This is a genomic window from Mycolicibacterium aurum, from assembly GCF_900637195.1.
GTDB lineage: Bacteria > Actinomycetota > Actinomycetes > Mycobacteriales > Mycobacteriaceae > Mycobacterium > Mycobacterium aurum.
In genome coordinates this window covers 3,527,415-3,552,972 of record NZ_LR134356.1, presented here as the reverse complement: position 1 = coordinate 3,552,972, position 25,558 = coordinate 3,527,415, and the positions used below count along the sequence as shown (strand labels likewise).

Genomic DNA, 25,558 nt, shown 5'->3' with positions numbered 1-25,558 from the left:
TAGCGGTTATCCCGGCACCGCTGACCGGGTTTGGCGGCGCTCCATCGCCAGATAGGCGTCGCGGCCGGCCAGGCTGACCGCGACATCGGCGATCAGCGGTTCGAAGAACCGCTGCCGATAGAGCGGGTCGACGCTGGTGCTGACGGTGAAGTACAGCCCGGAGAGCACCGCCACGAACAACGACGTGTGCACCATGGTCTGAGGTATCGGGATGTGAACGCCGAACCAGGTTCCCGCGCAGGGTGGTTCGCCGACCGCGCAGGTCTGCTCACTGGACCAGAGCACTGTCACGTCATCGGGGATCGCGATGACACCGAGTGTGAGGAAGAACGCGAACAGCCCTGTGGTGAAGAGCACCACCTGGATGGCCTGGGCAACCACCATGACGGCAACCACGTTCGCCTGCTCGGCGCGCGACAGTGGCGTGCGCGCCGCCGGGTCGGTGCGCACGGATTCCAGCGGTGTGCCCGCGAGCAGCGCCAGCGGATCGTCGTGAGACGACCGGTCGCGGCGCAGGGCCCCGACTTCGTCCCGGATCGTCGCGATCATGAACGCCACGGCCACCACGCTGAGGAATCCGATTGTCTGCCAGAGTCTTTCGCGTGACATCCGTGCCGACAGCTGCCACAGTTCGCCGGTGAAGTACACGACGACGGTCAACATCAGCAGGGGTAGCGCCCGGCTCATCAGGGTCCCGAGCGCCCCGAGCTGCACCCAGGCGAATCGGAAGGCCCACAGCACGATCGAACCGACGCCGAGGTAGGTCATCCAGATCGCGGCCAGCGAGATCAGGACGAAGACGGGCGCCTCCGCGGCGGCCGCGGTGGACCATCCGCTGACCGTCAGAGGCATGATCACGACGAAGATGCCCATTACGAGGACGGCGGCCCATCGGCGCAGCGCCTCACCGATGCGGGTGCCGAGGCGGTGCAGCACCTCCAGCACAAACGGCGCGGCAACCAGGACCACCGCAATGACCCCGAGCCGCACCGCGTACCCGTAATCGGGGGATTCGCCGGTCAGGTCGGCCAGCAGCATGGTGACTGCTGTCAGGGCGCCGACTGTGCTGACCATGGGGGCGGAGCGCTGGACCAGCTTGCGAGCCCGCACCCGCCGGGTGAGCACCAACGGCAACCCGCGGTGCAGAAACCACTCGTGAACCCGCCGGACTTCGGTCACCGGCATATTGTGCGCGTCCGCGAGCGCATCGGCCGGTCAGCGCGCCGGAGGAGGTGCCACCTGGATGAGCGTGAGCGCCGGGCTGCGCGCCAGATCAGCGACGCTGTACCGGTCGAGCTCGGCGTAGAACGCCTCCCTGGCCCTCGCCAGCGCGTGGCGCAGCCGGCAGCCTGCGAGCAACGGGCACGGGCTGGCGCCGTGGCAGTCGATCACCTCGCGATCGCCTTCGAGTTCGCGGACCAGCCATCCGACCGACGCCGTCCGGCCCGCCTCTGTGAGCGTCAATCCGCCGACCCGGCCCCGGCGAGCCTCGACCAGTCCGAGCCCCACCAGACGGGACACCGCCTTGGCGATGTGATTCTCGGAAGCACCCGCCCCGACCGCGATGTGCCCGGTGGTGACCCGGCGTCCGTCGGACTCGCCTGCGCTCAGCAGCATCATCGCCCGCAGCCCGAGGTCGGTGAAGCGGGTCAGTTGCACGCCCCCACGTTACTTATTGCGCATCAGCCGTAGGCAATTTAGGGGGCTGGCTGTCCGCCGTCAGCGTCCGGTACCGATCGCGGGCCACCAGGGTCAGCCGGAGGTCCTCGATCAACGGATCGAGGAACTGGGACCGGTACTCCTTGTCGCCGACGGCGCGCGCCGCGAGATACATGAACGTCAGCGCGGTCAGGAACATCGTCACGTGGATCAGCGCCTGGGGGACCGGCAGCGTCATCCCGAGGAACTGGCCGTCGGAGGCGCCGCCGTCGGTCAACGCGGCCAACAGATCCGGACTCACGAGGATCAGTCCGAACACGAAGAACAACAGGCCGGTGACGATCGCGACCGTCAGCACCTGCACGATCTGCGACATGGCGAGGACGAAGACCACGTTCACCCGTTCGTACTTCGACAGGGGCACGCGACGGGGCCGGTCGGGCATGTTCTCGAACGGCGTCCCGACCAGCGCGGCGGCGTCCTGCGGCTGCTTGGCGTCCGGACGCAGGATGGGTCGCACCCGGCCCAGCGTGCTCGACACCAGGAAGGCCACCGCGATCAGCAACAGGAAAAGCAGTGCCAACCACAATCGCGGGCGGCTGATGGTGGCCGCCATCGTCCACACCGGCCCGTTGAAGAACACCAGGACCGTCAGCAGCATGACCGGGAGCGCCCCGAGCAGCATGTTGCCGACCGACGCGAGATTGCCCAGCGTCATCCGCACCGCCCAGCCGAGGACGGCGCCGACGCCCGACGCGGTACCGACGAAGATCAGGACGACGATGACCATCTCGGTGATGAGATCGATGGCGATCCTGGCGCTCGGGCCGGCATAGAAGCCTCCGAGCGTGGCGATGCCGAGGGACGCCGCCGAGACGGTTCGCAGGACGCGCAGGTCGTTGATGCGCGACACCAGCCACCCCACGATCGCGGCCAGCGGTAGCACCAGGACGACGACGCCGAGCACGAACCACTCCGTGCGGGTGGGTGTGCCGTCGATGTCGATCGTGTACTTGCCGGTGACGAGCACGACGAGCATGGAGAACGTCATCATGACGGCCAGCGCCGCCAGTGCAGGCGCCGACCGCGTCCACACCCGCTGCACGAGCACGCCGGGACGCAACACGGCGGGCAGGCCGTGCTGCAGAAACCAGCGTTCGGCCGCAACGCGGGCTTCGGTCTTCGCGTTCATGGCGGATCGATCTCACCACGACAACCAGGCCGCCGCGGCTGATCGCCACAGCCTCGTGAGCTCGGCGTCATCGGCGACCTCTACGCTGGCCTGCATGCAACGGATCATCGGAACGGAGGTCGAGTACGGCATTTCTTCGCCGTCCGACCCGACCGCGAATCCGATCTTGACCTCGACCCAGGCCGTGCTGGCGTATGCGGCGGCCGCAGGCCTTCAACGTGCCAAGCGCACCCGGTGGGACTACGAGGTGGAGTCGCCGCTGCGCGACGCCCGCGGATTCGATCTCAGCCGCGCGTCGGGGCCACCACCCATCGTCGACGCCGACGAGGTCGGTGCCGCCAACATGATCCTGACCAACGGGGCCCGCCTGTACGTCGACCACGCCCACCCCGAGTACTCGGCACCGGAATGCACCGACCCCATGGACGCGGTGATCTGGGACAAGGCCGGCGAGCGGGTGATGGAGGCCGCGGCCCGCCATGTCGCCAGCGTGCCTGGGGCGGCCAAGCTCCAGCTGTACAAGAACAACGTCGACGGCAAGGGCGCGTCGTACGGGTCCCACGAGAACTACCTGATGTCACGCCACACCCCGTTCTCGGCGGTCATCTCGGGGCTCACCCCGTTCTTCGTGTCACGACAGGTGATCACCGGATCCGGGCGCGTCGGCATCGGCCCGTCCGGTGATGAACCCGGATTCCAGCTGTCCCAGCGCGCCGACTACATCGAGGTCGAGGTCGGGCTGGAGACCACGCTCAAGCGCGGCATCATCAACACCCGCGACGAGCCGCACGCCGATGCGGACAAGTACCGGCGGCTGCACGTCATCATCGGCGACGCCAACCTCGCCGAGACATCGACCTACCTCAAGGTGGGGACCGCCTCGCTGGTCCTCGACCTGATCGAGGAAGGTCCCCAGATCGGGATCGACCTGTCCGACCTCGCGCTGGCGCGGCCGGTGCACGCCGTGCACGTCATCAGCCGTGATCCGTCGCTGCGTGCCACTGTCGCCCTGGCCGACGGCCGCGAGCTGACCGGGCTGGCCTTGCAACGGATCTATCTGGATCGGGTGGCCAAGCTCGTCGACAGCCGCGACCCCGACCCGCGCGCGTCCCACGTGATCGAGACGTGGGCGCATGTGCTCGATCTGCTCGAACGCGATCCGATGGAGTGCGCCGACCTGCTCGACTGGCCGGCGAAGCTCCGTCTGCTCGAGGGTTTCCGCAGTCGCGAGAACCTGGGCTGGAACGCGCCACGGTTGCACCTGGTCGACCTGCAGTACTCCGATGTGCGGCTCGACAAGGGCCTCTACAACCGGCTGGTCGCCCGCGGTTCGATGAAGCGTCTGGTCACCGAACAGCAGGTTCTCGACGCCGTGGACAACCCGCCCACCGACACCCGGGCGTACTTCCGGGGCGAGTGCCTACGGCGGTTCGGCGCCGACATCGCCGCCGCCAGCTGGGACTCGGTGATCTTCGACCTCGGTGGCGATTCGCTGGTGCGCATTCCGACGCTCGAGCCGCTGCGGGGCAGCAAGGCCCACGTCGGCGCATTGCTCGACTCCGTCGACAGCGCCGCCGAACTCGTTGAGCAACTGACGACCTGATCGAGCTATCCCCGGCAATCCCGGACGCGACCGGTAGTGTGGAGACACCCGACGGGCAGCGGGTCGGCGCCCGCATCGGGCGAGAGAACTGACGCAGGAGGCAGCGATGGCTCAGGAGCAGACCAAGCGTGGCGGCGGAGGCGGCGATGACGACGACCTCACCGGCAGCACGGCCGCCGGGCAGGAGCGCCGCGAGAAGCTGACGGACGAGACCGACGATCTCCTCGACGAGATCGATGACGTCCTGGAAGAGAACGCCGAGGACTTCGTGCGTGCATACGTCCAGAAGGGCGGCCAGTGACCTGGCCGCACCGCGAACAGTCGGCTTTTCCGTCCCCGGTACCCGGAGCGCTTAACTCTTTGCCACACGGCCTGTCACACGGCGGCGTGAACCTGTCGTCGTTCTCCGACTTCCTCCGCCACCAGGCGCCTCACCTGTTGCCCGGCGGCACCGGCACGCTGCCAACGGACGCGGTGCCGCACGGCACCACGATCGTGGCGCTCAAGTACCCGGGCGGTGTGGTGATGGCCGGTGATCGCCGCGCCACCCAGGGCCACATGATCGCCAGCCGGGATGTGCAGAAGGTCTACATCACCGACGACTACACGGTGACGGGTATTGCCGGGACAGCGGCGATCGCCGTGGAGTTCGCCCGGTTGTATGCGGTCGAACTTGAGCACTACGAGAAGCTCGAAGGCGTGGCGCTGACGTTCCCGGGCAAGGTGAACAGGCTGGCGACCATGGTGCGCGGCAATCTCGGGGCGGCCCTGCAGGGCTTCATTGCGCTGCCCCTGCTGGCCGGTTACGACCTCGATGATCCCAATCCGGACGGCGCCGGCCGCATCGTGAGCTTCGACGCCGCAGGCGGGCACAACCTCGAGGAAGAGGGCTACCAGTCGGTGGGTTCGGGGTCGATCTTCGCGAAGTCGTCGATGAAGAAGCTCTACCACCAGGTCACCGATGCCGAGTCGGCGTTGCGGGTGGCCATCGAGGCGCTCTACGACGCGGCGGACGACGACTCCGCCACCGGTGGGCCCGACGTGGTGCGCGGCATCTTCCCGACCGCGGTCATCGTGGGTGCCGACGGCGCCGAAGAGGTCAGCCAGGACCGTATTGCCGAGCTGGCCCGAGAAGTCATCCAGAGCCGTTCCCGCGCCGACACATTCGGCCCTGACGCGCATGCGCCGCGAGGTACAGATTCGTGAGCTTCCCGTATTTCATCTCGCCTGAACAGGCGATGCGTGAGCGTTCCGAGCTCGCGCGCAAGGGCATCGCCCGTGGCCGCAGCGTGGTCGCGCTGGCGTACGCCGACGGCGTGCTGTTCGTGGCGGAGAATCCGTCGCGGTCACTGCAGAAGGTCAGTGAGCTCTACGACCGGATCGGCTTCGCCGCCGTGGGCCGGTTCAATGAGTTCAACAACCTGCGCAGCGGCGGCATCCGCTTCGCCGACACCCAGGGCTATGCGTACTCCCGCCGGGACGTCACCGGACGCCAGCTGGCGAACGTGTACGCGCAGACGCTCGGCACGATCTTCACCGAGCAGGCCAAGCCGTACGAGGTGGAACTCTGTGTGGCCGAGGTAGCGCATTTCGGCGAGACCAAGGCCCCCGAGCTGTACCGCATCACCTACGACGGGTCGATCGCCGACGAGCCGCATTTCGTGGTGATGGGTGGAACCACCGAGCCCATTGCCTCGGCGCTCAACGAGTCCTACACGGAGAACGCGAGTTTGGCCGACGCGGTGTCCATCGCGGTCGGGGCGCTCAGTTCGGGCGCCAACGGCGCCGAACCCCGTGTGCTCGGACCCGAGACGCTCGAGGTCGCCATCCTCGACGCCAACCGGCCTCGGCGGGCATTCCGCCGGATCACCGGTTCCGCGCTGGAAGCGCTGCTGCCGCAGGCTGATCCGAGTGACAGCGTCGAGTCGACGGATACCTCGGCGGTCGATTCTTAATCGACCGCGCGATGGTAACGCCGGTGCAGCTGCTGGCGGCTGACGCCGAGAACTGAGCCGATCCGCCCCCACGACAGCCCGAGTCTGCGCGCTGTGCAGACCGCGTCGTCGTAGCGTGACTTGGCGCGTGCGAGATCGTCTTTCGCATCGCGGAGTTCACGGACACTGGTGCCGCTGAGGACATCGCGCAGGATTGCGTCGGGGTGGTCGATGGGAGGACGCTCGGGTCGGCGCTCGATATCGGCATTGCTGCTCGCGACCATGGCTTTGATCTCCGGGTGGTCCTGCCACCAGGGCTTGGGGCGGATGACCGGTGTTCCTGACGCGTCATCATGTGTTGACGTGTCATCGATCGATGACGTGCCACACTCCCTGACGTCGCCCACATTGCCAACGTCCCCGATATCGCCAACATCGTCCACATCGCCGACGTCCCCGATGTCCGCGTCACCGTCTGACCCGCCGCCGAACTCTGCCTCCACACGGTCCCTGAGCGCCTTGATGTCCGGGTGGTCCTGCCACCAGGGTGTGGGTGGACAACGTGGCGTCTCCGACGCGTCATCATGAGTTGACATGTCGTCATGTGATGACGTCTCAGAATCGACGTGGCTCTCTACGTCCGTCTCGTCGTCAGCCATGGGCGCCTTCCTTCGTTCTGCCGTCCTGCTCCCGAGTATTCGGTCCCTGTCCGACACTCACAGCGTGTTCGCAGCGTGTCCGTCTTGCGCGGGGCTCGACCAAGGGGGATGATTTGTTGCGTATAACGCATCACGTTGCGTATTACGCAACTCAACTGAACTGAACCTCCACAGACCCGTGCAGATGGAAAGCGGTCGAGGCATGCCCAAAGTCGTCGTGATCGGTGCCGGAATCGTCGGCACGTCGTTGGCCGACGAACTGACCGCGCGAGGCTGGACCGACGTCACCGTCGTCGACCGTGGGCCGCTGTTCGCCACCGGTGGCTCCACCTCGCACGCGCCCGGCCTGGTATTCCAGACCAACCCGTCCAAGACGATGACCGCCTTCGCCAGATACACCGTGGAAAAGTTCAGCGCGCTCGAGCATCCGCACGGGTGGGCGTTCAACCCGGTCGGCGGCCTTGAGGTCGCCACCACCCCGACGCGCCTGGCCGATCTGCACCGCAAGGCGGGCTGGGCGCAGTCATGGGGGATCGAGGGGCGTCTGCTCACCCCGGACGAATGCCTCGCACTGCACCCGTTGATCGATCGGGACCGCGTTCTCGGCGGCTTCCACACCCCGGCCGACGGCCTCGCCAAGGCGCTGCGCGCGGCCGAGGCCCAGGCGCGCCGCGCCGAGGCCAGGGGCGCCACCCTGCGCCCCCACACCGAGGTGCTGGGCATCGTCGACAACGGTCGCCGGGTCACCGGCGTACGCACCACCGACGGTGTCATCGACGCCGACGTCGTGGTGTGCGCCGCGGGGTTCTGGGGCGCCCAGCTGGCCCGGCAGGTGGGGCTCGTCCTGCCCTTGGTGCCGATGGCTCATCAGTACGCCCGCACCGGACAGATCGCCGAGCTCGTCGGGCGCAACAGCGATCTCGCCGAAGCCGGCCTGCCGATCCTGCGTCACCAGGATCAGGACCTCTACTTCCGCGAGCATGTGGACAGGCTGGGCATCGGCTCCTACAGCCACCGGCCGATGCCCGTCGACATGAGCACGCTGTTGTCCGACACCGCCGATGAGGCGATGCCGTCGATGCTGCCGTTCACCGACGAGGACTTCGCACCCGCGTGGCGGGCGGCCGTCGATCTGATTCCGGCGCTGGAGGATTCGAAGGTCGAAGAAGCTTTCAACGGCATCTTCTCGTTCACCCCCGACGGCATGTCGATCATGGGCGAGCATCGGGAGCTGGCGGGATTCTGGGTTGCCGAGGCTGTGTGGGTCACTCATTCGGCCGGGGTGGCCAGAGCCACCGCGGAGTGGATCATCGACGGCACCCCGTCGATCGACACCCACGAGTGCGACCTGTACCGCTTCGAAGACGTGGCGCGCAGCCCCAGGTTCATCATGCAGACCAGCTCGCAGGCCTTCGTCGAGGTCTACGACGTCATCCACCCGCATCAATACCGCACCGCGCTGCGGGGTCTGCGGACCAGCCCGTTCCATTCCCGTCAGACCGAGCTCGGCGCGTACTTCTTCGAAGGCGGCGGTTGGGAGCGGCCGGCCTGGTTCGAGTCCAATGCCGCACTGGCGCAACAGTTGTTCGACGACGGGCTGGCCGTTCCGCAGCGTGACGAGTGGGCGTCGCAGTTCTGGTCGCCGATCTCGATCGCCGAAGCGCGCTGGACCCGTGAGCACATCGCGATGTACGACATGACGCCGCTGACCCGCTACGAAGTGGCCGGTCCGGGGGCCGCCGCATTCCTGCAGCGCATGACGACCAACAACGTGGACAAGAGCGTCGGGTCGGTCACCTACACGCTGCTGCTCGACGACACCGGGGGAGTCCGCAGCGATCTCACGGTGGCACGACTGGCCCCCGACACCTTCCAGGTCGGTGCGAACTCGCCGATGGACTTCGACTGGCTCACCCGGCACAAACCCGCCGACGTGGTGATGCGCGATATCACCGGCGGCACCTGCTGCCTCGGGGTGTGGGGGCCGCACGCCCGCGCCGTCCTCGCACCGCTGTGCCCCGACGACCTGTCCCACGAGGCGTTCAAGTACTTCCGGGCGATCCACACCCATCTGGACGCCATCCCGGTCACGATGATGCGGGTTTCCTACGTCGGGGAGCTCGGCTGGGAGATCTACACCAGCGCCGAATACGGCTCCGCACTGTGGGATCTGGTCGCCGACGCCGGTGCCGCGTACGGGATCATCCCGGCAGGCCGGATCGCGTTCAACAGCCTGCGCATCGAAAAGGCCTACCGCAGCTGGGGCACGGACATGACGGCCGAGCATCTGCCCGCCGCAGCTGGTCTGGAATTCGCCGTGCGGATGGCCAAGGAATGCGACTTCGTCGGTAAAGCGGCCCTCGAGCAGGCCGCAGCGCCGACGTCGGTACTGCGCAGCATCGTGTTCGACGACCCCGACGCGGCCGTGCTCGGCAAGGAGCCGGTGTCCGTCGACGGCGTCTGCGTCGGCTACGTCACCAGCGCCGGTTACTCCGCCACCATCGGCCGCACCATCGCCTACGCCTGGTTGCCTGCACACATCGACGTCGGTCGTGCCGTCGACGTGGCCTACCGCGGCGCCACGCACACCGCGACGGTGCACGCCGAGCCGGTGGTCGATCCCGAGATGACCCGGATTCGGAGGTGACGAAATGACCTCGCAGACCTTCGATGTCATCGTGATCGGGCTCGGCGGCATGGGCAGCGCCGCGGCCTACCACCTCGCCGCGCGCGGCCAGCGCGTACTGGGTCTGGAGAAGTTCACCCCCGCCCACGACAGGGGGTCCAGCCACGGTGGCTCGCGCATCATCCGGCAGTCCTACTTCGAGGACCCCGCGTATGTGCCGCTACTGCTGCGCGCATACGAGCTGTGGGACCGGTTGGCGGCCGACAGTGGCCGCGAGGTCTATCGGATGACCGGCGGGCTGTTCATCGGGCCGCCGGACTGCCTCACCGTCGCAGGCAGCCTGCGGGCGAGTCGGGAATGGGACCTGCCGCACGACCTTCTCGACGAGCACGAAATCCGGTCGCGCTTCCCCAACTTCACGCCCAAGCCGGGCGACGTCGCGCTCTACGAGGCCAAAGCGGGTTTCGCCAGACCCGAGCTGACCGTGCAGGCCCACCTCGACCTTGCCGAGAAAGCAGGAGCCACACTGCAGTTCGGTGAGGAGGTGCTGGAATGGTCGGAGAATTCCGGCGGCGTCACCGTGCGCACGAACGCAGGCACCTACACCGCGGGCCAGGCCGTCATCTGTCCGGGTGCGTGGGCGCCGCAACTGCTTGCGGACTTCGGGATCCCGATCACCGTCGAACGCCAGGTGCTGTACTGGCTCGACCCCGTCGGCGGCACCGAGTCGTTCGTGGATCATCCGATCTTCATCGACGAGAACTCCGACGGTATGCAGATCTACGGGTTCCCGGCCATCGACGGTCCGCGGGGTGGTGTCAAGGTCGCGTTCTTCCGCAAGGGCGTCGAGTGCACGCCGGAGACGATCGACCGCACGGTGTACGAGCAGGAGATCCTCGAGATGCGGGAGCGCACCGCGGAACTGCTGCCCGCCCTCGACGGTCCCTGCCTGGACACGGCGACGTGCATGTACTCCAACACCCCCGACCAGCACTTCGTGATCGCGCGCCATCCTGACAGTACGAATGTGACTGTGGCGTGCGGCTTCTCGGGGCACGGCTTCAAGTTCGTGCCCGTGGTGGGGGAGATCCTCGCCGACCTGGCCACCTCCGGTGCGACGTCGCATCCGATCTCGCTGTTCGACCCTCGCCGATTGGTGACGACATGACCGGAAATCTCCCCGCCCTGTTGCCGACGCTGAGCGGCCGGTACTACACCAGCCCCGAGGTGTTCGCCGCCGAGCAGGAACGCATCTTCGAGAACACATGGTTCTGCGCGGTGCGCTCCTCGGACCTCGCGCTCGCCGGGAAATTCAAGAAGGTGCAGGTGGGGCGTGAGAGCGTGCTGCTGGTCCGGGGGCGTGACGGACTGCTGCGGGCGTTCCTGAACATCTGCAGGCACCGGGGCGCCCAGTTGTGCACCGAGTCCGAGGGTGAGGTGAAGCGGACGCTGCGCTGTCCCTACCACTCCTGGACCTATGCGCTGGACGGCAAGCTGGTGGCGGCCCCCAACATCGGGACACTGACCGACGATGCCGGCGCCGCAATCGACCGGTATCAGTACGGACTCGTGCCGGTCGCGCTCACCGAGTGGCTCGGCTACGCCTGGGTGTGCCTGTCCGACACCCCGCCCCCGTTCGAGGACGTGATCGCCGAGGCCACCAGGACGCTCGGTGACGCCGACACCATCAACCGGTACGGCATCGGCGGCCTGGACGTCGGTCACCGGGTGGTCTACGACGTCGCGGCGAACTGGAAGCTGATCGTCGAGAACTTCATGGAGTGCTACCACTGCAGCTCCATCCATCCCGAACTGGTGGATGTGGTGCCGGAGTTCGCGCGCGGGGTGGCAGCCCAGGCCAACATCGGCCGCGGCGCAGAATTCGGGTCCGAGGTCGCCGGATTCACAGTCGACGGCAGCGCCGGGTTCGACCGGTTACCGGGAATCACACACGAGCAGGACCGGCGCTACTACGCGATCACGGTGAAACCGACGGTGTTCGTCAATCTGGTGCCTGATCACGTGATCTTCCACCGTATGTATCCGCTGGCGGCGGATCGCACAGTGGTCGAGTGCGATTGGCTCTACACCGGTGAGGTGCTCGGCGCCTCCAGTGACGTGTCCCGCTCCGTGGAGCTGTTCCATCGGGTCAACATGCAGGATTTCGAGGCCTGTGAACGCACTCAGCCCGCGATGTCGTCGCGCGCGTACCGCAGCGGCGGAGTCCTCGTTCCCGCCGAACACCACATCGCGGACTTCCATGACTGGGTAGTGTCCCGGCTGGCGGTAGCGGTGTAGGCGAGACGAGAGGGGCGCAGAGGCCATGGACGGCGAACCCGATCTCTACATCGGCGGAACGTGGCGTCACGCCTCAGACGGAGGCACCCGCGACATCGTCAATCCTGCTCACGGCAGTATCGCCGGCGTCGTCGACGAGGCCACGCCCGAGGACGCGCGTGCCGCCGTCGCGGCAGCCAGGGCGGCCTTCGACGACGGGACATGGCGCGCCACCCCGGTCACAGACCGCGCGGCTGTGCTGGATCGCATCGCCGACCTGCTGCAACGCGACAAAGACGATCTGGCCTCGCTGGAAACACGGGACACCGGCAAGACACTGGCCGAAAGCCTGATCGACATCGACGACGTGACTTCGGTTTTCCGCTATTACGCGAAACTGATCGGGGTGGAGGCCGACCGCGTGGTCGACGTCGGGGACCCCACGGTGATCAGCCGGGTGGTGCGGGAACCGATCGGGGTGTGCGTGCTGATCGCGCCGTGGAACTACCCCCTGCTGCAGATGTCGTGGAAGGTGGCCCCCGCGCTGGCCGCGGGATGCACGATGGTCGCCAAACCCAGCGAGGTCACCCCGCTGTCCACCATCGCCTTCGTCCGGCTGCTCGCCGAGGCGGGAGTGCCACCGGGCGTGGTCAACCTGATCCAGGGCAGTGGCGCGACCCTGGGTTCCGCGCTTACGGACAACCCGGATGTCGACTTCATCTCGTTCACCGGCGGTCTGGCCACCGGACGGGTGATCGCCCGCACCGCCGCCGAGCATGTCACCAAGGTGGCGCTGGAGCTCGGTGGCAAGAACCCGCACCTCGTCTTCGCCGACATCGGTGCACCGGGTGACCAGGATTCGGGGTGGGACGCAGCCGTCGACCACGTCCTGACCGGGGTGTTCCTGCACTCCGGCCAGGTCTGTTCGGCCGGCACCCGGCTGATCGTCGAGGAGTCCATCGCCGACGATTTCGTCGCCGCACTCGCCGCCCGCGCGGCGACGATCAGTATGGGCGACGGGTTCGACCCGGCCAGCGAGACCGGGCCCCTGGTGTCCGAGCAACACCGAGACAAGGTGGAAAACTATGTCCAGCTGGGCATTTCGGAGGGGGCGCAGCTGGTCACCGGCGGCGCCAGACCCGACGACCCGGCACTGGCCGACGGATATTTCTACCTACCCACGATTTTCGACCGGTGTGACCGGTCGATGAAGATCGTCACGGAAGAGACCTTCGGTCCGATCCTGACGGTCGAGCGATTCACCACCGAAGCCGAGGCGATCGCCCTCGGCAACGACACAGAATACGGTCTGGCTGCCGGCGTCCGGACATCGGACGCGGCGCGAGGCGAACGTGTGGTGCGGGCACTGCGGCACGGCACGGTGTGGCTCAACGACTTCGGCTACTACACCGCATCGGCGGAGTGGGGCGGATTCGGGAAGTCGGGTAACGGCCGCGAACTTGGTCCCTCGGGACTCGCGGAATACCAAGAGCTCAAACATATCTGGCATAACACTGCTCCCACCGCCGCGGGCTGGTTCAAGGGATAGGACAGTACATGGTGATCAGAGAACCGCATGCCGACAGCGGCATGGAGGATTTCGGGTACAAGGAATCGTTGGACCGCAGTATCGGGAAGTTCGCCAGTTTCGCCGCGGGCGTGAGCTACATCTCGATCCTGACCGGCACCTTCCAGCTCTTCTATTTCGGATTCGGCACCGCCGGGCCGGCGTACCTGTGGTCATGGCCGCTGGTGTTTGTCGGGCAGATGGCAGTGGCGCTGTGCTTCATGGAGCTCGCCGCCAAATACCCTGTCGCGGGGTCGGTCTACAACTGGAGCAAGAAGCTCGCCAGCCGGCTGGTCGGCTGGATGTCGGGCTGGTTGATGCTCACCGCATCCATCGTGACGATCTCGGCGGTGGCGCTGGCCTATCAGTTGAACCTGCCCCGGGTGTGGAGCGGATTCCAGATCATCGGCGACGGGACAGGCGAGTACGACTACGCCGCCAACGCGGTTCTGCTCGGGACCGTTCTGATCGCGTTCACCACGCTGGTCAATGCGCTCGGTGTGAAGCTGATGTCGAGGATCAACAGCGCCGGCGTGTTCATCGAGCTGATCGCGGCGGTCCTGATCGTCGTGCTGCTCGCGGCGAACATCGAGCGGGGTCCGGACATCTTCTTCTCCACCAACGGTTACGGCCAGGGGGAGAGCATGGGCTTCCTGGGAGCCTTCCTGATCGCGTCGTTGGCGTCGGGCTACGTGATGTACGGGTTCGACACCGCCAGCTCGCTCGGCGAAGAGACGGTCGAGCCGCGGCGCACGGCCCCCAAGGCGATCGCCCGGGCCATCCTGGCGTCCTTCGTGATCGGCGGCGGCATCCTCGTGTTCGCGGTCATGGCCGCGCCCGATCTTGAGGATCCGGCACTCGGCGAGAGCACCGGCGGTCTGCAATACATCGTGGAACAGGTCATGGGCGGTCCGCTCGGTACGGTCTTCCTGATCTGCATCGTCATCGCCGTCACGGTCTGCACTCTGGCCGTGCACACCGCGGCCATCCGGCTCACGTTCGCGATGGCTCGCGACAACGCGCTTCCGTTCGGTGAGAGGCTGGCGACGGTGAACCCGAAGACACAGACGCCGATCGTGCCTGCGGTCACCATCGGCGTGATCGCGGTGATCATCCTGGTCGTCAACATCGCCAACGTCCAGATCTTCACGGTGCTGACGTCGATCGCCATCATCATGATCTACCTCGCCTATCTGATGGTGACGGGGCCGCTGCTCAAGAAGCGGCTCCAGGGGCAGTGGCCACCAAAGGATCTCAAGGAGGGCGGCTACTTCACGATGGGCAGGTGGGGTCTGCCGGTCAACATCGTCGCGGTGGTGTGGGGCGTCGGCATGGCGCTCAACCTGGCCTGGCCGCGTGCCGCGGTATACGGCGAACCCTGGTACAACACCTGGGGGGCGTTCGTGTACATCGGCGTGATCCTGGGTTCGGGATTGCTGTGGTATTTCCTCAAGGGCCGCAACCACATCGGCACGCTGAAGTCGCATGCCGCCGAGACCGTCGCGGAGGCCAAGACGGATGGCTGACGTGGACACCCCCGCCGCCGAGTTCGACTATGTCGTCGCCGGCGGTGGCACGGCGGGATGTGTGCTGGCCGCGCGGCTGTCCGAGGATCCCGACGTCACGGTCTGCCTCATCGAGGCGGGCCCGAGCGACGTCGGCGACGACGCGATCCTGGTGCTGTCGGAGTGGATGCACCTTCTCGACTCCGGGTACGACTGGGATTACCCGGTGGAACCACAGGAGCGTGGCAACTCGTTCATGCGCCACGCCAGGGCGAAGGTGCTCGGCGGCTGCTCGTCGCACAATTCGTGCATCGCGTTCCACCCGCCCGCCGAGACACTCGACGACTGGGTGCAGATGGGTGCCACCGGATGGAGCGCGGACGAGGTGCTCCCGCTGGTCACCCGACTGACCGAGACCGTGCGGCTGCGTGACGTGCCACCCCGGGATCCCTGCGGTGCCGCCGTTCTCGAAGCGGCAGCGCTTGCCGGGCTGCCGACGGTGGCGTTCAACAGGGGCGAGACGGTGCGCAACGGGGCGGGCTGGTTCCAGATCAACGGCGGCGAAGACGGAATCCGGAATTCGACGTCGAAGGCCTTCCTGCATCCGATCCTCGGCACCCGCAAGAACCTCGAGGTCCGCACCGACTCGTGGATCTCGGAGATCCTGTTCGACGACGCCTTGCGCGCCACCGGCGTTCGCTATCAGCGGCCCGATCTGACCGGCTACGACACCGTGCACGCGCGCCGTGAGGTGATCGTCACGGCAGGAGCAATCGACACACCGAAGTTGTTGATGCTCTCCGGAATCGGGCCAACCGCACACCTGCGTGAGATCGGCATCGACGTGCGCGTCGACTCACCCGGCGTGGGCGCCAACCTCGACGACCACGTCGAGGGACTGGTGTTCTGGGAAGCCTCGAAGCCGATGGTGACGACGTCGACGCAGTGGTGGGAGATCGGCCTGTTCGCCACCATCGATGACGGTGTGGCCCAGCCGGACCTGATGATGCACTACGGCAGCGTCCCGTTCGACATGAACACACTGCGCCACGGATATCCGACCACAGACAACGGATTCTGCCTGACGCCCAACGTGACTCAGGGCCATTCCCGCGGCACGGTGCGGCTGCGGTCCCGGGATTTCCGGGACCGGGCCAGGGTTGATCCGCGCTACTTCACCGATCCCGACGGCTACGACGACCGCATCATGCTCGCCGGCGTCAAGCTCGCGCGGGAGATCGCCGCGAAGCCGCCGCTGGCCGCCTGGGTGGCCCGGGAACTGGCGCCAGGGCCCGACGCGACCACCGACGAGGAGCTGCTCGACTACATCCACCGCTGCCACAACACCGTCTACCACCCGGCGGCCACGGCCCGGATGGGTGCGGCGTCGGATCCGATGGCGGTGCTGGATCCGCAACTGCGGGTCAAGGGCGTGACGGGGCTGCGGGTGGTGGACGCCTCGGCCATGCCCAAACTGCCCGCGGTCAACCCGAACATCACCGTGATGACGATGGCGGAGAAGTGTGCCGACCTCATCCGCGCGACCTGACCTGTCCGATCTGCCGACGTTCCTGGCCCGGCACACGCCTTTTCAGGGCTCGACCGATGCCGAACTCGCCGAGCTGGCCGCGGGCGCGTCGATCGAACAGTTCGCCGCCGGCGTCGTCGTCGCCGACTACTCGGCACGGGTCCCCGACGAGATCTGGATGGTGTGCACGGGTTTCGTGACGCTGCGCTCCAGCGCAGACGGTTCGGTGATCGACGTCGTCGTCCCCGGCGGCATCTTCGGGTACATGCCGCTGCTGACCGGTGCGGGAATGGACTTCGAGGCCCGGACCAGCGTGCCGAGCACGCTGCTCCGGCTTCCCGGCGCTCTGGTGCGCGCGCAGTTCGCCAAACCGGCAGGCCTGGCGTTCCTGGCCTCATCCGGGTGGAGCCGCGCCGCGGATCGGCCCACGATCGCGCCCGCCACCGACAGCAGACCCGTTGCCGAACTCGTGCGCGGGGACGTACTGGTGGTCCACCCCGCGGAGTCGGTGCGCGACGTCGTGGTGCAGATGACCGAGCATCACGTGTCCTACGCGCTGATCCGGCAGCGCGATGGCGGCCTCGGCATCTTCACCGACCGTGACCTGCGCACCCGGGTGGTGGCGGCCGGATTGCCGGTCGACGTGGCGATCGAGCGGGTGATGAGTGCTCCCGCCCGCACCGTCACCGCCGACCTGACCGCCGACAGCGTGCTGATGGAGATGCTGGAATGCGGTCTGCGGCATATGCCGGTGCTGACAACGCGGGGCGAGGTCCTCGGTGTTCTCGAAGACGCCGACCTGCTCGCCGCGTCGGCGCGGCAGAGCTTCATGCTGCGTCGCTCCATTGCGCAGGCCGCCGACGCAGCCCAGCTGCAGCAGGTGGGTCAGCGCGTCACCGGAACCGCCGTCGACCTGTACCGCAACGGCACCAAAGCCAGTGCAACCAGCGCCATCCTGTCGGTCGTCATCGACAGCCTGGTTCGTCGCGCACTGGAACTCGTGCTGGCGCAACACGACAGCGCCACTGCCGACGGATTCGCGTGGCTGACCCTCGGCAGTGTCGCGCGCCGCGAAGCCATGCCGTCCTCCGACGTCGACAGCGCGCTGTCCTGGCGCGACGACATCGCCGACCACGCTCCGCGGCTGCGAGCGGTGGCCACCGAGGTGCACGACCTGCTCGACGCATGCGGATTACCGTCCGACCGCAATGGCGCGATCGCGGCCAAGCCGCGGTTCTCCCGGTCGCAATCGGAGTGGCGGCACGCGGCGCGCGGGTGGTTGGAAGATCCGCTGCGCGACCGCGGCTTGATGTTCTCGTCTCTGCTGATCGACGCCAGAGTGGTGTGGGGAGATCCCGCGCTGCACACCGTGCCCGCCGCCTACCAACGCATCCGCCGCGAGCATCCCAATGCGTTGCGCCTGCAACTGCTCGACGCGCTGTCGGGGAAGGTGCGGACCCGCTCGCTGCGTGACGTGGTGTCGCGCCGCGGTGGCACATTCGATCTGAAGAACCACGCCGTCACGCCGATCGTCAACCTCGCCCGATGGGGCGGGCTGACCGCGGGGGTCACCTCGGCCACCACCCCGGCCCGACTGGCGGCCGCGGCGCAGGCCGGCGCCGTCAGCGAGACCGACGCGCGGACACTGTGTGACGTGTTCGCGATGCTGCAGCGACTCCGGATGGCCCACCAGGTCGAGCAGATCGCCGCGGGCCATACCCCCGGCGACATCGTCACGATGTCGGAGCTGTCGCCGCTGAACCGCAGCCTGCTCGGCGACGGGCTGCGCGAGATCGCCGCGGTACGGCGACGAGTCGGCAACCTCGGGTTCACCGGCGTATAGGGTGGCTGGGCAATGGCCACCCGCGACGACTCTGTACCCGGCGATCCACCCGCCGCCGTGCAATCCGTGGACCGGGCGCTGCAGGTCCTCGAAATCGTCGCGGGTCTCGGTCAGGCCGGGGTCACCGAGATCGCCGCTGAGCTGGGCGTGCACAAGTCGACGGTGTCACGGCTGATCGCGGTGCTGGAGACCCGCGGGTTCGTCGAGCAGATCTCCGAACGCGGCAAGTACCGGCTCGGTTTCGCGATCCCGCGCCTGGCCCACGTCGCGGGAGGGCGGACCAGCCTGGTCACACTGGGCCAGGACGCCTGCGACATTCTCAGCGCCGACGTCGGCGAGACCGCCAATCTTGCTGTCCTGGACCAGGACCGCATCGTCAACATCGTCGAAGCCATCGGCCCGTCGGAGATCACGCTCCGTACCTGGGTGGGGCAGAGCTGCCCGGCGTACGCGACGTCCAGCGGAAAGGTATTGCTCTCGGGCCTGGACGTCAACGATGTCCGCGCTCGGCTACACGGCCCGCTGACGGCGTTCACCGAGCTCACCGTCACCAGCGTGCCCGATCTGGAGGCGCAACTGCACACGGTGCGCGAGCGTGGCTGGGCCAGCGTCACCGAGGAGCTCGAGGTGGGTTTGAACGCCGTGGCCGCGCCGGTCTACGACGCCCACGCACAAGTCATTGCCGCACTGAGTGTTTCGGGTCCGTCATACCGACTGGCCGCGGACCGTTTCGACGAGGTGGCGAAGCAGACCATCGCGGCCGCGGACCAGATCAGCGGCCGACTGGGCTGGGCTGGGGAATAGGTCCGGCGATCACCGCAAGGATGGTCCGCCACGAAACCGACGGCCGGTTCAGCATGCCGGAGTGCGCCTCCCAGCCCGCCACCGGTCGTCCGTCATCGTAATTGCCTGTGCTCAATCGGATTACGCCGTCGAGCTCGTCAGGGTCGGCGCCGTGGGGTCCCCCCGGAATGCCCTGGACCAGCTCGATGAAGTCACCGGGCGCGGTCATCGAGAAGCGCAGCACGCCCGCGTTGCGGTTTCGCCAGTCGCCGGCGTCGTCCACACCGACCCCGGCGCCTGCTGCCGCCAGGAACAGGGTGCGGTCCGAGGTGAGCCCCAGCGTCTCGGCGGTCCCGACGACCGACCCACCGTATGAATGTCCGATCACCGTCACCGGCACCGCATCGCCGACCTGGCGATCGACGTCCTCGGTGAAGGCCACCAGCCGTGGCGCCATGTCCAGTGCATACCGCGGGTCGGCGGCATCGAACAGCACCGCCGCCGGGTCGTGGACCTGCGGGAACGGTCCTCCGAGGTAGGTGATCACGGCGACGTCGCCGCCCGTCTCCGTCACGAAGCGGCGTGCGGTGGCGGTGTTGGCGGCCGAGCCCTCGATGGTGGTGTTCACCCCGGGCACCAGCACCGCAACGCTGCGCGCGGTGGCGAGATCGCCGTTGAGTTCCACCAGGGAGGCCCGGCCCGGGTCGAAGGCCACGATCTTGCGGGTGGTCCGCGCGCCGCCTGCCGGATCATCGACCTCGCCGAGCAGGCCGCGGTAGAACTCGATGCGGCGACGTGACCCCTCGTCCAAGCCGGACTCGGCCAGGACAGCCGCCGCGATGTTGCGACGGTTCGCCGCGATGCGCATCTCCCAGGGGATCCCGTCGGTGTTGCCGACCCGCTGGGGGAATGCGGCGACCAGGCGCTCACGCTGCTCGGGAGTCATCGCCGCGACCTGTGCGGCGATCCGGTCCTGGCTCATCGCCGGCCACGCGTCGACCACGTCGGCGGCCTGCACAGGCCATGCGCCCGCAGGAACCGTCGCCGCCGGCGCGTCGGTCGCGTCCGCGTCGGTCGCGCGCAGCGCCGCCGAGATGTCGTCGGCGGCGTCGGCGTCCGCGGCCCCCAGCCGTACCAGCGCATCCCGTATCCGGACGCTCAACTCCGCCGCCCGCACGGCGAGCATGTCCTCGGCCACATCGTCCGCGCCGCCCGCGAGCAGGACGAGGACCCGTGCCGGGTCGGCGCCGAGGGTGACCGTCCCGTCGTCGGCGACCTGCAGGCCGTCGCGCCGGGCCAGGTCAAGCTGGGCCAGCACCGCGTCCCTGGCCGCCGAGATCTGGTCGGCGCCGTCGCGCGCCGCCACCGACGCCAGCACCAGCCGGCGCGCCAGCACCGCGGTCTCGTCCGCGATGCGGCAGGCCCGCTCCCGCGCGGCGTCGGCTGCGGACCCGGTCCAGTGGTCCCGACTCCGGTCCGCGTCGGCCACAGCGGACTCGACGACGTCGGACAGTCTGCGCGCGGCGGCGTCCCACTCCCTGGCCGGCGTCAGCAGCGCCTCGGGCCGCCACGTCAGCGCCGCAGGCACGGTCGGGCGCATCACCGCGGTGTGAACCGAGTCCCGTTGACGCTGTCGGTCCGCTGGAACTCCTCCGCGGCGGCCCGCGCCGCGGTCGCCCAGCGCTGCAAGCCGGCGACCAGATCGTCCAGCGGGCCGGAGATCAGATCCCGCGCCGCCACCACCTCTGCCACCGCGGAGCCGGGCAGCGCGCCAGGATCGAGATTTGGCCACCTCAGGCCCGCCACCTCGGCCGCTGCACCCGAAAAGCTGTCCGCCACACGGCGCAACCGCTCCAGATCGACATGTGCGATTTCCCCCATGGCTCATGCTGGCAGACCGCAAGGGGGCCTTCACCCGGTTATCCACAGGTATTCGCCCCGTCATCGGGTGTCCGGCCACCGTGTCCGCCGACCAGCTTGTAGTCTCGATGAGGTGCAGCGACGAATCATGGGCATCGAGACCGAATTCGGTGTGACCTGCACGTTCCACGGCCATCGCCGGCTCAGTCCCGACGAGGTGGCCCGCTATCTGTTCCGCCGGGTGGTGTCGTGGGGGCGTAGCAGCAACGTCTTTCTCCGTAACGGTGCGCGGCTGTATCTCGACGTGGGCAGCCACCCCGAATACGCGACGGCGGAGTGCGACAGCCTGATCCAGTTGGTGACGCACGACCGCGCAGGTGAACGCGTGCTCGAGGATCTGCTCATCGACGCCGAACAGCGGCTCGCCGACGAGGGCATCGGCGGCGACATCTACCTGTTCAAGAACAACACCGACTCGGCGGGCAACTCCTACGGCTGCCACGAGAACTATCTGATCGTCCGCGCCGGCGAATTCTCCCGCATCTCCGATGTGCTGCTTCCGTTCCTGGTCACCCGCCAGTTGATCTGCGGAGCGGGCAAGGTGCTGCAGACCCCCAAGGCGGCGACGTTCTGCCTGTCCCAGCGCGCCGAACACATCTGGGAGGGCGTGTCGAGCGCGACCACCCGGTCCCGGCCGATCATCAACACCCGCGACGAACCGCACGCCGATGCGGAGAAGTACCGCAGGCTGCACGTCATCGTCGGCGACTCCAACATGAGTGAGTCCACCACGATGCTCAAGGTGGGATCGGCGTCGCTGGTTCTGGAGATGATCGAGGCCGGTGTCGCGTTCCGCGACTTCTCGCTCGACAACCCGATCCGCGCCATCCGGGAGGTCAGCCACGACCTGACCGGGCGGCGCCCCGTGCGCCTGGCCGGCGGCCGGCAGGCCAGCGCGCTCGACATCCAGCGCGAGTACTACGCCCGCGCGGTCGAATACCTCCAGAGCCGCGAACCCGACACCCAGATCCAGCAGGTCGTCGAACTGTGGGGCCGCCAGCTCGATGCGGTCGAGAGCCAGGATTTCGCGAAGGTCGACACCGAGATCGACTGGGTCATCAAGCGCAAGCTGTTCCAGCGCTACCAGGACCGCTACAACATGGAGCTGTCCGACCCGAAGATCAGCCAGCTCGACCTGGCCTACCACGACATCAAGCGCGGTCGCGGCGTGTTCGACCTGTTGCAGCGCAAGGGTCTCGCGGCGCGGATCACCACCGACGAGGACATCGAGGCGGCGGTCAACACCCCGCCCCAGACCACGCGGGCCAAACTGCGGGGCGAGTTCATCAGCGCGGCGCAGGAGGCCGGTCGCGACTTCACCGTCGACTGGGTGCACCTCAAGCTCAACGATCAGGCGCAACGCACCGTGCTGTGCAAGGACCCGTTCCGCTCGGTGGACGAGCGGGTCAAACGGCTCATCGCGTCGATGTGAGCCGGCCTACGTGAGTCGGTGGACCGACACCGCGTAGTCGCCGCCGTGAAACGGCTCCCGGTCCCAGGTGGACCAGCGGTCCACCAGCTCCAGGCCCGCGGCGCCCGCCAGCTCGTCGTAGCGCTCCAGCGTCAGCCGTCCCGTGTGCAACTGGAAACCGGCCACCAGCAGGCCGCCCCGCTCCAGCCGGGCCGCCATCTGCTCGAGTACGGCGGCCTCGGTCCCGCCGTCGACGAAGATCATCACGTTTCCCGCGAGCACGACCAGGTCGAACGTCTCGTCCAGGTGGGCGCCGGTGTCGACGAGGTCGCACTCGATCCAGTGCAGCTGCGGTGCTTTCCGCCTGGCCGCCTGCAGCATCGACGGATCGGCGTCGAGCCCGGCCACCGAGAAACCGCGCGCCGCGAGTTCGATTGCCACCCTGCCCGTTCCGCACCCGGCGTCCAGCACCCGGGTTCCGCCGCTGCTACGCAGCAGCGACTCGACGAGGTCCGCCTCGCCGTGCACGCCCTTGCCCGAGGCCGCCAGATGCTGCCACCGCGCGTCGTAGTCGTCGCCACGGGGCCTGTCGGAATCCTGCCAGCGGGTGCCCATGGGTGAGAATCGTGTCAGACGCGCCGCAGCAATGCGTAAACGCTCACTGCCTGTCCGACGGGATCCCGAACGCGCCTTAAGCTCTACGTCGTGGGGATCTCCAAAGTCGAACGCCTGATGAATCTCGTCATCGCGCTGCTGTCCACGCGGTCCTTCATCACGGCCGACCGGATCCGCGACACCGTCTACGGATACTCCGACGGTGCCAGCGACGAGGCCTTCTCCCGGATGTTCGAGCGAGACAAGAACGAACTCCGCGATCTGGGCATCCCGCTGGAGACCGGGCGGGTGTCCACGACCGACCCGACCGAGGGCTATCGCATCAACCGGGAGGCCTACGCGCTGCCCGCGGTGAAGCTGACCCCCGACGAAGCCGCTGCCGTCGCCGTGGCCACGCAGCTGTGGCAGTCACCGGAGCTGATCACGGCCACCCAGGGTGCGCTGCTGAAGTTGCGGGCCGCAGGCATCGACGTCGACGCACCCGACGGCGACGTCGCGATCACGTCGACCGCCGCGCTGCCCGGCCTGCGGGGATCGGAGGAGGTTCTCGGAATCCTGTTGTCCGCCATCGATTCCGGACATGTGGTGCAGTTCTCGCACCGGTATTCGCGCAGCGATCCCTACGTGACCCGCACCGTGGAACCGTGGGGCGTGGTCACCGTCCGCGGACGGTGGTATCTGGTCGGTCACGACCGGGACCGCGCCGCGGTCCGGACGTTCCGGTTGTCCAGGATCGGGCCCGACGTGATTCCGGTCGGCGACGCCGGGGCGGTCGAGCGGCCCGCCGATGTGAATCTCCGGGACATCGTCGCGCGGGTGGTGGGCGACTGGCCGACCGGTCAGGCGCGGGTGTGGATCGCCGACGGCCGCGCCACCGCATTGCGCCGCCGCGGCACCGTGGTGGGTCCGAGGACCGTCGGGGGACGGGAGGGTGAGGAGATCACCGTCGACATGGGCACGTTCGACAGGCTCGCCAGGGAGGTGGCCGGGTACGGCGCCGACGCCGTGGCACTGGAACCCGAATCGCTGCGCGACGACGTCATCGCCCGCCTGGAAGGTCACCTTTCGACCGTGGACCGCGCCCGCACCGGCGCACTGGAGGTGGACCAGCTGTGACGGCCATCAGCACGCGGCTGGTGCGGCTGCTCAACATGGTGCCGTACTTCCAGGCCAACCCGAAGATCACCTACGGCGAGGCGGCATCCGACCTCGGGGTCAGTGTCAAACAGTTGCGTGACGACCTCAACCAGCTCTGGATGTGCGGGCTGCCCGGCTACGGGCCCGGTGACCTCATCGACTTCGAGTTCTCCGGCGACACCATCGAGGTCACCTTCTCGGCCGGTATCGACCACCCGCTGCGCCTGACCTCGCCGGAGGCGACGGGCGTGCTGGTCGCGTTGCGCGCCCTGGTCGACGTGCCCGGCGTGGTCGACCCCGAGGCGGCGCGCAGTGCGATCGCCAAGATCGAGTCGGCCGCCGGGCGTGTGGGTCACGGCGTAGAGGGCGCCGCGGTCGATGAGCCCGCCCCGGCGGAGAGCGAGGCCGCCGCCGCGGTACGCACCGCCGTGCGCGACGACCGTGCGCTGGCGATCGAGTACTACTCGGCCTCCCACGACGTGCTGTCCAGCCGGGTGGTCGACCCGATCCGCATCGTCCTCGTCGCCGACCACAGCTACCTGGAGGCGTGGTGCCGGTCCGCCGAGGCGGTGCGGCTGTTCCGCTTCGACCGCATCGTCGACGCGAGAGTGCTCGACGAGCCCGCGGTGCCGCCCTCGCCCGCGGTCGAGGCGGGCCCGGACACCTCGCTCTTCGATCCCGACACCGCCGACCCGTCACTGCCGACGGCGACGCTGCTGATCGAGCGGTCCGCGGCGTGGATGTTCGACTACTACCCGCTGCGCGTGCTTCGCGAATTCCCCGACGGCTCCTGCGAAGCGGCGATGACATACGCCTCCGAGCAGTGGATGGCGCGTTTCATCCTGGGCTTCGGCGCGGCCGTCCAGGTGCTGGAGCCGGCGTCGCTGGCCGACCGGGTCCGGCAGTCCGCCACCGCGGCGCTGGAGGCGTATCGGCTCGGCATCGCCTCGGCGGGCGGGTAAGCTGGGCGCAGACGTCTGGAGGTAACCAAATTGGGTGGTCTACAACCCTGGCACTGGGTGATCGTCATCGCGGTGTTCGTGCTGCTCTTCGGTGCCAAGAAGCTCCCCGACGCGGCACGCTCGCTGGGTAAGTCGATGCGCATCTTCAAGTCCGAGATCAAGGAGATGCAGGCCGATTCGAAGCCGGAGCAGCCGACGCAGATCTCATCCGAGCGTGTTCCGGATCCGGCAGCAGGCAGTGCCACCCAGGCCCCGTCCGAGACGACGTCGGACAAACGCCCAGCCTGACCCGGTCACTGATCGATGCGGTCTGTGCCGCGTCGATGAGTTCGTGCCC

At 67.9% G+C, this 25,558-nt stretch carries 23 protein-coding genes; 16 read left to right on the top strand and 7 right to left on the bottom strand.

What is annotated here, in order from left to right; all coding sequences use genetic code 11:
* Positions 1-6: 6 nt before the first annotated feature.
* The 3 genes from EL337_RS16600 to EL337_RS16590 are packed head-to-tail and all read right to left on the bottom strand — an operon-like array spanning position 7 to position 2,851.
* Positions 7-1,185: a hypothetical protein gene (locus EL337_RS16600; protein WP_048631669.1), complete on the bottom strand. Its 1,179-nt coding sequence runs from the start codon at positions 1,183-1,185 to the stop codon at positions 7-9.
* A 30-nt stretch (positions 1,186-1,215) separates the two neighbouring features.
* Positions 1,216-1,659 carry an RrF2 family transcriptional regulator gene (locus tag EL337_RS16595; RefSeq protein WP_048631668.1) on the bottom strand — a complete coding sequence of 148 codons (444 nt, stop codon included), beginning with the start codon at positions 1,657-1,659 and terminating at the stop codon, positions 1,216-1,218.
* 13 nt (positions 1,660-1,672) lie between these two features.
* Positions 1,673-2,851 (bottom strand): hypothetical protein, encoded by a 1,179-nt coding sequence (locus EL337_RS16590; protein WP_048631667.1) that lies wholly within the window; start codon positions 2,849-2,851, stop codon positions 1,673-1,675.
* Positions 2,852-2,945: 94 nt separating this feature from the next.
* Here EL337_RS16590 and dop point away from each other — a divergent pair, with 94 nt between their 5' ends.
* From dop to prcA, 4 genes are all read left to right on the top strand, one after another.
* Positions 2,946-4,454 carry a depupylase/deamidase Dop gene (gene dop, locus EL337_RS16585; RefSeq protein WP_048631666.1) on the top strand — a complete coding sequence of 503 codons (1,509 nt, stop codon included), beginning with the start codon at positions 2,946-2,948 and terminating at the stop codon, positions 4,452-4,454.
* Between the two features lie 106 nt (positions 4,455-4,560).
* Positions 4,561-4,755: a ubiquitin-like protein Pup gene (locus EL337_RS16580; RefSeq protein ID WP_048631665.1), complete on the top strand. Its 195-nt coding sequence runs from the start codon at positions 4,561-4,563 to the stop codon at positions 4,753-4,755.
* Positions 4,752-5,660: a proteasome subunit beta gene (gene prcB, locus EL337_RS16575; protein ID WP_048631664.1), complete on the top strand. Its 909-nt coding sequence runs from the start codon at positions 4,752-4,754 to the stop codon at positions 5,658-5,660. Before EL337_RS16580 ends, prcB begins: the two co-directional genes overlap by 4 nt.
* The gene (gene prcA / locus EL337_RS16570) at positions 5,657-6,409 is read left to right on the top strand and encodes a proteasome subunit alpha (protein ID WP_048631663.1); all 753 of its coding nucleotides are present in this window, start codon (positions 5,657-5,659) and stop codon (positions 6,407-6,409) included. Before prcB ends, prcA begins: the two co-directional genes overlap by 4 nt.
* Here prcA and EL337_RS29065 read toward each other — a convergent pair.
* On the bottom strand, positions 6,406-7,047 hold the full coding sequence (locus EL337_RS29065) for a hypothetical protein (protein ID WP_232786759.1): 642 nt from the start codon (positions 7,045-7,047) through the stop codon (positions 6,406-6,408). The two genes, prcA and EL337_RS29065, sit on opposite strands and share 4 nt — an antisense overlap.
* 202 nt (positions 7,048-7,249) lie before the next feature.
* Between EL337_RS29065 and EL337_RS16555 the strand changes: the two genes are divergently transcribed.
* From EL337_RS16555 to EL337_RS16520, 8 genes are read left to right on the top strand one after another with little or no spacing between them, the layout of a single operon-like run.
* On the top strand, positions 7,250-9,694 hold the full coding sequence (locus EL337_RS16555; RefSeq protein WP_197724116.1) for a GcvT family protein: 2,445 nt from the start codon (positions 7,250-7,252) through the stop codon (positions 9,692-9,694).
* 4 nt (positions 9,695-9,698) lie between these two features.
* Positions 9,699-10,841 (top strand): N-methyl-L-tryptophan oxidase, encoded by a 1,143-nt coding sequence (solA, locus tag EL337_RS16550; RefSeq protein WP_048631661.1) that lies wholly within the window; start codon positions 9,699-9,701, stop codon positions 10,839-10,841.
* Complete coding sequence (locus EL337_RS16545; RefSeq protein ID WP_048631660.1) at positions 10,838-11,971, top strand: aromatic ring-hydroxylating oxygenase subunit alpha; 1,134 nt, start codon at positions 10,838-10,840, stop codon at positions 11,969-11,971. Before solA ends, EL337_RS16545 begins: the two co-directional genes overlap by 4 nt.
* A gap of 25 nt (positions 11,972-11,996) precedes the next feature.
* Complete coding sequence (locus EL337_RS16540) at positions 11,997-13,499, top strand: aldehyde dehydrogenase family protein (protein WP_048631659.1); 1,503 nt, start codon at positions 11,997-11,999, stop codon at positions 13,497-13,499.
* Positions 13,500-13,507: 8 nt separating this feature from the next.
* Positions 13,508-15,043, top strand: a complete 1,536-nt coding sequence (locus EL337_RS16535; RefSeq protein WP_048631658.1) for an APC family permease — start codon at positions 13,508-13,510, stop codon at positions 15,041-15,043.
* Positions 15,036-16,571 carry a GMC family oxidoreductase gene (locus EL337_RS16530; protein WP_048631657.1) on the top strand — a complete coding sequence of 512 codons (1,536 nt, stop codon included), beginning with the start codon at positions 15,036-15,038 and terminating at the stop codon, positions 16,569-16,571. Before EL337_RS16535 ends, EL337_RS16530 begins: the two co-directional genes overlap by 8 nt.
* Positions 16,546-18,393 carry a putative nucleotidyltransferase substrate binding domain-containing protein gene (locus EL337_RS16525; RefSeq protein ID WP_048631656.1) on the top strand — a complete coding sequence of 616 codons (1,848 nt, stop codon included), beginning with the start codon at positions 16,546-16,548 and terminating at the stop codon, positions 18,391-18,393. The genes EL337_RS16530 and EL337_RS16525 overlap by 26 nt, the downstream gene beginning before the upstream one ends.
* 12 nt (positions 18,394-18,405) lie before the next feature.
* A complete protein-coding gene (locus EL337_RS16520; RefSeq protein ID WP_048631655.1) occupies positions 18,406-19,197 on the top strand; it encodes an IclR family transcriptional regulator in 792 nt (263 codons plus the stop codon).
* On the opposite strand, the gene EL337_RS16515 is transcribed toward EL337_RS16520, so the two are convergent.
* The gene (locus EL337_RS16515) at positions 19,166-20,776 is read right to left on the bottom strand and encodes an alpha/beta hydrolase (protein ID WP_048631654.1); all 1,611 of its coding nucleotides are present in this window, start codon (positions 20,774-20,776) and stop codon (positions 19,166-19,168) included. The two genes, EL337_RS16520 and EL337_RS16515, sit on opposite strands and share 32 nt — an antisense overlap.
* Complete coding sequence (locus EL337_RS16510; protein ID WP_048631653.1) at positions 20,776-21,057, bottom strand: DUF7162 family protein; 282 nt, start codon at positions 21,055-21,057, stop codon at positions 20,776-20,778. Before EL337_RS16510 ends, EL337_RS16515 begins: the two co-directional genes overlap by 1 nt.
* A 112-nt stretch (positions 21,058-21,169) precedes the next feature.
* On the opposite strand from EL337_RS16510, the gene pafA reads away from it, so the two are divergent.
* Positions 21,170-22,528 carry a Pup--protein ligase gene (pafA, locus tag EL337_RS16505; protein WP_109519823.1) on the top strand — a complete coding sequence of 453 codons (1,359 nt, stop codon included), beginning with the start codon at positions 21,170-21,172 and terminating at the stop codon, positions 22,526-22,528.
* 6 nt (positions 22,529-22,534) lie between these two features.
* Here pafA and EL337_RS16500 read toward each other — a convergent pair whose 3' ends face one another.
* Complete coding sequence (locus EL337_RS16500; protein WP_048631651.1) at positions 22,535-23,122, bottom strand: class I SAM-dependent DNA methyltransferase; 588 nt, start codon at positions 23,120-23,122, stop codon at positions 22,535-22,537.
* A gap of 90 nt (positions 23,123-23,212) precedes the next feature.
* Here EL337_RS16500 and EL337_RS16495 point away from each other — a divergent pair, with 90 nt between their 5' ends.
* From EL337_RS16495 to tatA, 3 genes are read left to right on the top strand one after another with little or no spacing between them, the layout of a single operon-like run.
* A complete protein-coding gene (locus EL337_RS16495) occupies positions 23,213-24,238 on the top strand; it encodes a helix-turn-helix transcriptional regulator (RefSeq protein WP_109519822.1) in 1,026 nt (341 codons plus the stop codon).
* Positions 24,235-25,221, top strand: a complete 987-nt coding sequence (locus EL337_RS16490; protein ID WP_048631650.1) for a helix-turn-helix transcriptional regulator — start codon at positions 24,235-24,237, stop codon at positions 25,219-25,221. Before EL337_RS16495 ends, EL337_RS16490 begins: the two co-directional genes overlap by 4 nt.
* A gap of 30 nt (positions 25,222-25,251) precedes the next feature.
* A complete protein-coding gene (tatA, locus tag EL337_RS16485; protein ID WP_048631649.1) occupies positions 25,252-25,509 on the top strand; it encodes a Sec-independent protein translocase subunit TatA in 258 nt (85 codons plus the stop codon).
* The last annotated feature ends 49 nt before the right edge of the window (positions 25,510-25,558 follow it).

Bases quoted from the DNA above. Each gene is read 5' to 3' on its own strand.
- EL337_RS16600 (WP_048631669.1), bottom strand. From the start codon at position 1,185: ATGCCGGTGACCGAAGTCCGGCGGGTTCACGAGTGGTTTCTGCACCGC.
- EL337_RS16590 (WP_048631667.1), bottom strand. From the start codon at position 2,851: ATGAACGCGAAGACCGAAGCCCGCGTTGCGGCCGAACGCTGGTTTCTG.
- dop (WP_048631666.1), top strand. From the start codon at position 2,946: ATGCAACGGATCATCGGAACGGAGGTCGAGTACGGCATTTCTTCGCCG.
- EL337_RS16580 (WP_048631665.1), top strand. From the start codon at position 4,561: ATGGCTCAGGAGCAGACCAAGCGTGGCGGCGGAGGCGGCGATGACGAC.
- EL337_RS29065 (WP_232786759.1), bottom strand. From the start codon at position 7,047: ATGGCTGACGACGAGACGGACGTAGAGAGCCACGTCGATTCTGAGACG.
- EL337_RS16555 (WP_197724116.1), top strand. From the start codon at position 7,250: ATGCCCAAAGTCGTCGTGATCGGTGCCGGAATCGTCGGCACGTCGTTG.
- solA (WP_048631661.1), top strand. From the start codon at position 9,699: ATGACCTCGCAGACCTTCGATGTCATCGTGATCGGGCTCGGCGGCATG.
- EL337_RS16545 (WP_048631660.1), top strand. From the start codon at position 10,838: ATGACCGGAAATCTCCCCGCCCTGTTGCCGACGCTGAGCGGCCGGTAC.
- EL337_RS16540 (WP_048631659.1), top strand. From the start codon at position 11,997: ATGGACGGCGAACCCGATCTCTACATCGGCGGAACGTGGCGTCACGCC.
- EL337_RS16535 (WP_048631658.1), top strand. From the start codon at position 13,508: ATGGTGATCAGAGAACCGCATGCCGACAGCGGCATGGAGGATTTCGGG.
- EL337_RS16530 (WP_048631657.1), top strand. From the start codon at position 15,036: ATGGCTGACGTGGACACCCCCGCCGCCGAGTTCGACTATGTCGTCGCC.
- EL337_RS16520 (WP_048631655.1), top strand. From the start codon at position 18,406: ATGGCCACCCGCGACGACTCTGTACCCGGCGATCCACCCGCCGCCGTG.
- EL337_RS16515 (WP_048631654.1), bottom strand. From the start codon at position 20,776: ATGCGCCCGACCGTGCCTGCGGCGCTGACGTGGCGGCCCGAGGCGCTG.
- EL337_RS16510 (WP_048631653.1), bottom strand. From the start codon at position 21,057: ATGGGGGAAATCGCACATGTCGATCTGGAGCGGTTGCGCCGTGTGGCG.
- EL337_RS16500 (WP_048631651.1), bottom strand. From the start codon at position 23,122: ATGGGCACCCGCTGGCAGGATTCCGACAGGCCCCGTGGCGACGACTAC.